Below are 4,359 nucleotides of genomic sequence, written 5' to 3'. Positions count from 1 at the left end.
GCGCCGAGATCGATGGGGGGAATGTCCTTCAGGCTGCCGCCGAAGGTACCGATGGCCGTGCGCACCGCGCTGACGGCAACCACTTCACGGGTCATGTCTCGCTCCAGGAGGGGATGGGAATACCCCACTGTAGCAAGCGATCCCTGCTCAGTCCCTTACGTCCGCCACCGGCTCGGCGCCGAAGTCCGGCCGGGCCAGGAAGGCCAGCACGCGCGCGGCCGCCTCCTCCGGCGAGGAAAGAAGGCCTTTCTCCTTCAGGCCGACGAAGTTGGCCCGGTCCGGAAAGCGCTCGGACTCGGCGCCGCGCAGCTGCACCTGCATGTCGGTGTCGATCACGCCGGGGGCCAGCGAGCAGATCCTGGCGCCGTTCGGCAGCCGGGCCTGCTCCAGCGCCACGCAGCGCGTGAAGTGGTCCATGCCGGCTTTGGCGGCGCAGTAGGCGGCCTGCGAGGCCATGGCGCGGCGGCCGAGCCCCGAGGAGATGTTCAGGATGCGGCGCGGGATCGTCCAGGTCGACGTCGCGTAGAGGAAGCCCGCCGTGAGCAGCATGGGCGCTTCGAGGTCGACCCGCATGGCTTCGACGAGCTGGGCCGCCGGGATCTCGGGCAGCGGCGCCACGCGCGGGATCAGGCCCGCGTTGTTGATCAGCGTGACGGATGCGAAGCGGCCGGCGTCCTGCGCCTGCAGCCAGGTGACGAGGCCGGCGGCCGCCGCCTCGGCCCGCGCCAGGTCCTGCGTCCACTGCTCGCAGCGCCGTCCGGCGCGCGCCGCCTCCTGCGCGAGTTCTTCGTTGGTGCGGCGGGCGATGCACACGAGGTCGTGCCCCGATTGCAGCAGCTGGCGCGCCATGGCGAAGCCCATGCCGCGCGAGGCGCCGGTGAGGATGGTCAGGTGGGTCATGCGTTGCTTCGGTTCCTTGGTTCTTCAGGTGGCGATCACGATCGGGAAATCCGCGCGCAGGCCGTCCGGGCCGCCGCGGAACGGCACCGTCACCAGCGCGCGGTCGGCGCCGAGCCGGCGCCAGAGGAAATCGCGCTCGTTGCCCGGATCGCCCTCGACATAGAGCTGGGTCGTCAGCAGCTCGCGCCGCTGCAGCTTCACCTTCACGTGGATGTGCGGCGTGCGACCGGAGTAGGGTGCGGGGCGGATGGTGCGGAAGCGGTAGCGGCCGTCACTGCCCACCGTCACGCTGCCGAAGCCCTGGAACTTCGGGTCCGCGCGGCCGCCGTCGCCGGGGTGGTGGTAGTGGCCGGCGTGGTCGCACTGCCAGATCTCCACCTGCGCGCCGGCCAGCGGCCGGCCCTCCAGGTCGCTCACCACGCCTTCGACCCAGGCCGGCTCGCCCTGGCCGTAGGCCAGCGCTCCGTTGCGCAGCAGGTCGCCGTCGGTGTCGGCGGGCAGCGCCACGGGATAGAAGGGGCCTTCGGTCTGCGCCGGGGTCGGGCGGCGCTCGCGCGCCGGCTGCGCCCGCACGCCGGGCCAGCAGGCAGGCAGCGCGACCAGCGCGGCGGCAACGGTGCGGCGGCTCAGGTGCTTGCTCATGGTGGACTCCCTGCGAACTGCCAGTTTGTCAGAACGGCGCGGGGCTGTCGAAGGCGAGCGGCTCGCCGCTGGCGGGATGGGCGAGCCGCAGCGCGCAGGCGTGCAGCAGCAGGCGCGGCGCACGCGCGAGGACCGTCGGCGGCGCATACAGCGCATCGCCGAGGATCGGATGCCCGATCGCCAGCAGGTGCACGCGCAGCTGGTGCGAGCGGCCGGTGACGGGCTCCAGCGCCAGCCGGGTGCTGTCTTCGCCCACCTCCAGCACGCGCCAGTGGGTGGTGCTCGGGCGGCCGTGTTCGGGGTCGACCTTCTGCAGCGGCCGGCGCGGCCAGTCGGCCGCCAGCGGCAGGGCTATCGTGCCTTGCTCGCCCACGGCGCCCACGCGCCCATCCACCACGGCCTCGTAGCGCTTCTGCACGGCGCGCTCGGCGAACGCGCGGCTCAGCACGCGCTGCATGTGCAGCCCGCGGCCCATGAGGAACAGGCCCGAGGTCGCCATGTCCAGCCGGTGCACCACCAGCGCGTCGGGCCACAGGCGCTGCGCGCGCGCCGACAGGCAATCCTGCTTGTCCTCGCCGCGGCCGGGCACGGCCAGCAGCCCGGCGGGCTTGTCCAGTACCAGCAGGTGCTCATCCACGTAGATCAAACCTTCGGATAATCCGGGCATGGCCGCGCTTACTTTTTCGTTCGTTCCCCTGTCGCTGCAGACCATCCTGCTGCTCATCGCCTCCAACGTGTTCATGACCTTCGCCTGGTACGGCCACCTGCGCAGCCTGGCCGCCGCCCCGTGGTACGTGGCGGCCTTCGTGAGCTGGGGCATCGCGCTGGCCGAGTACCTGCTGCAGGTGCCGGCCAACCGGATCGGCTTCCAGCAGGCCGGCTACAGCGTGGGCCAGCTCAAGATCATGCAGGAAGTGATCACGCTGGCCGTGTTCCTGCCCTTTTCTGTCTTCTTCCTGAAGGTGCCGATGAAGATGGACTACCTCTGGGCGGCGCTGTGCATGGTGGGCGCGGTGTATTTCATATTCCGCAACGGGTGACCGGGGGCGGCGGGTAAACTCGCCCGCGGTTCCGACAACAACTACTCTCTCCTCCCCGGAGCACCCATGCTCTTCAAGAAACTGCTCCCGAAAGAAGGCAACTTCTTCGAATTGTTCAACCAGCATGCGGAGCGGATCGTGGAAGGCGCCCACGCGTTTTCACGGCTGGTGGCCAACTACAACGACGTCAACCTGCGCGACCAGCACAACCGCGAAGTCGACCACGCCGAGCGCGCGGCCGACAAGGTCACGCACGAAGTCAACCGCCTGATCCACTCCACCTTCATCACGCCGATCGACCGCGAGCAGATCCACACGCTGATCAACACGATGGACGACGTGGCGGACCTGATCCAGGACTCCGCCGAGACCATGGCGCTGTACGACGTGCGCCACATGACCGCCGAGATCTCGCGCCTGACGGAGCTGAGCGTGCGCTGCTGCGAGCAGGTGAAGCAGGCCGTGTCGCACCTGAGCAAGCTGTCCGACCAGACCACCGCCCAGGCCGCGCTGAAGACCTGCGAGGAGATCGACAAGATCGAATCCGAGGCCGACCGCGTGATGCGTTCGGCGATGAGCAAGCTGTTCCGCGAGGAGCCGGACGTGCGCGAGGTGATCAAGCTCAAGGCGATCTACGAGCTGCTGGAGACGATCACCGACAAGTGCGAGGACGTGGCCAACGTCGTCGAGGGCATCGTCCTCGAGAACTCCTGAGGCGGCCGGGCATGGGAGTGACACAGACGGCCCTGTGGGTCGTGGTCCTGCTGGTGGCCGTCGCGCTGCTGTTCGACTTCATGAACGGCTTCCACGACGCGGCCAATTCGATCGCCACCGTCGTTTCCACCGGCGTGCTCAAGCCGACGCAGGCGGTGGTGTTCGCCGCCTTCTTCAACGTGGTGGCAGTGTTCATCTTCCACCTGAGCGTCGCGGCGACCATCGGCAAGGGCATCGTGGAGCCGGGCATCGTCGACACGCACGTGGTGTTCGGAGCGCTCGCGGGGGCGATCGCCTGGAACATCATCACCTGGTGGTACGGCATCCCGAGCAGCTCCTCGCACGCGCTGATCGGCGGCATCTGCGGCGCTGTGATCGCCAAGGCCGGCGCCAACCAGCTGATCGCCGCGGGGATCTGGAAGACGGTGCTCTTCATCTTCGTCTCGCCGCTGATGGGCTTCGTGCTCGGCTCGCTGATGCTGGCGATCGTCTCCAACATCTTCCGCGCGACGCGGCCCTCGCGGGTGGACAAGTGGTTCCGCCGCCTGCAGCTGATCTCGGCCAGCGCGTACAGCCTGGGCCACGGCGGCAACGACTCGCAGAAGACCATCGGCATCATCTGGATGCTGCTGATCGCCACCGGCTACGTGGCGGTGGGCGAGAAGAGCCCTCCGCCGTGGGTGATCGCGAGCTGCTACACCGCGATGGGCCTGGGCACCATGTTCGGCGGCTGGCGCATCGTCAAGACCATGGGCCAGAAGATCACCAAGCTCAAGCCGGTGGGCGGCTTCTGCGCCGAAACCGGCGGCGCGATGACGCTGTTCATCGCCACCGCCCTGGGCATCCCGGTGTCCACCACCCACACCATCACCGGCGCCATCGTCGGCGTCGGCTCCACCCAGCGCATGAGCGCCGTGCGCTGGGGCGTCGCAGGCAACATCGTGTGGGCGTGGATCTTCACGATCCCCGCCAGCGCCTTCGTGGCGGCGATCGCGTACTGGATCAGCCTGCAAATCTTCTAGGAAGCGGCTGCATTCCTCCCTCCGCCTCCGCGGGAGGGCAG

At 68.9% G+C, this 4,359-nt stretch carries 6 protein-coding genes; 3 read left to right on the top strand and 3 right to left on the bottom strand.

What is annotated here, in order from left to right; all coding sequences use genetic code 11:
* Positions 1 to 147 precede the first annotated feature (147 nt).
* From VFM98_RS22355 to VFM98_RS22345, 3 genes are read right to left on the bottom strand one after another with little or no spacing between them, the layout of a single operon-like run.
* Positions 148 to 900: an SDR family NAD(P)-dependent oxidoreductase gene (locus VFM98_RS22355; RefSeq protein WP_325112098.1), complete on the bottom strand. Its 753-nt coding sequence runs from the start codon at positions 898 to 900 to the stop codon at positions 148 to 150.
* Between the two features lie 24 nt (positions 901 to 924).
* Positions 925 to 1,542, bottom strand: coding sequence for a protocatechuate 3,4-dioxygenase (locus VFM98_RS22350; RefSeq protein ID WP_325112097.1), 618 nt, complete (start codon positions 1,540 to 1,542; stop codon positions 925 to 927).
* A gap of 28 nt (positions 1,543 to 1,570) precedes the next feature.
* A complete protein-coding gene (locus tag VFM98_RS22345; protein ID WP_325112096.1) occupies positions 1,571 to 2,209 on the bottom strand; it encodes a pseudouridine synthase in 639 nt (212 codons plus the stop codon).
* On the opposite strand from VFM98_RS22345, the gene VFM98_RS22340 reads away from it, so the two are divergent.
* The 3 genes from VFM98_RS22340 to VFM98_RS22330 all read left to right on the top strand — a co-directional run bounded on the left by VFM98_RS22340 (position 2,208) and on the right by VFM98_RS22330 (position 4,318).
* Complete coding sequence (locus VFM98_RS22340) at positions 2,208 to 2,582, top strand: DMT family protein (protein ID WP_325112095.1); 375 nt, start codon at positions 2,208 to 2,210, stop codon at positions 2,580 to 2,582. The two genes, VFM98_RS22345 and VFM98_RS22340, sit on opposite strands and share 2 nt — an antisense overlap.
* 66 nt (positions 2,583 to 2,648) lie before the next feature.
* Positions 2,649 to 3,296, top strand: a complete 648-nt coding sequence (locus VFM98_RS22335; RefSeq protein ID WP_325112094.1) for a DUF47 domain-containing protein — start codon at positions 2,649 to 2,651, stop codon at positions 3,294 to 3,296.
* Positions 3,297 to 3,307: 11 nt separating this feature from the next.
* Complete coding sequence (locus tag VFM98_RS22330; RefSeq protein ID WP_325112093.1) at positions 3,308 to 4,318, top strand: inorganic phosphate transporter; 1,011 nt, start codon at positions 3,308 to 3,310, stop codon at positions 4,316 to 4,318.
* Positions 4,319 to 4,359: the final 41 nt, after the last annotated feature.

The organism is Ramlibacter sp. (assembly GCF_035706265.1).
Taxonomy (GTDB): domain Bacteria; phylum Pseudomonadota; class Gammaproteobacteria; order Burkholderiales; family Burkholderiaceae_C; genus Ramlibacter.
The sequence above is the reverse complement of the archived record's forward strand: the minus strand, read 5'-3'. Positions and strand labels throughout refer to the sequence as shown.

Coding starts and splice junctions, on each gene's coding strand:
- VFM98_RS22355 (WP_325112098.1), bottom strand. CDS start 900: ATGACCCACCTGACCATCCTCACCGGCGCCTCGCGCGGCATGGGCTTC.
- VFM98_RS22350 (WP_325112097.1), bottom strand. CDS start 1,542: ATGAGCAAGCACCTGAGCCGCCGCACCGTTGCCGCCGCGCTGGTCGCG.
- VFM98_RS22335 (WP_325112094.1), top strand. CDS start 2,649: ATGCTCTTCAAGAAACTGCTCCCGAAAGAAGGCAACTTCTTCGAATTG.
- VFM98_RS22345 (WP_325112096.1), bottom strand. CDS start 2,209: ATGCCCGGATTATCCGAAGGTTTGATCTACGTGGATGAGCACCTGCTG.
- VFM98_RS22340 (WP_325112095.1), top strand. CDS start 2,208: ATGGCCGCGCTTACTTTTTCGTTCGTTCCCCTGTCGCTGCAGACCATC.
- VFM98_RS22330 (WP_325112093.1), top strand. CDS start 3,308: ATGGGAGTGACACAGACGGCCCTGTGGGTCGTGGTCCTGCTGGTGGCC.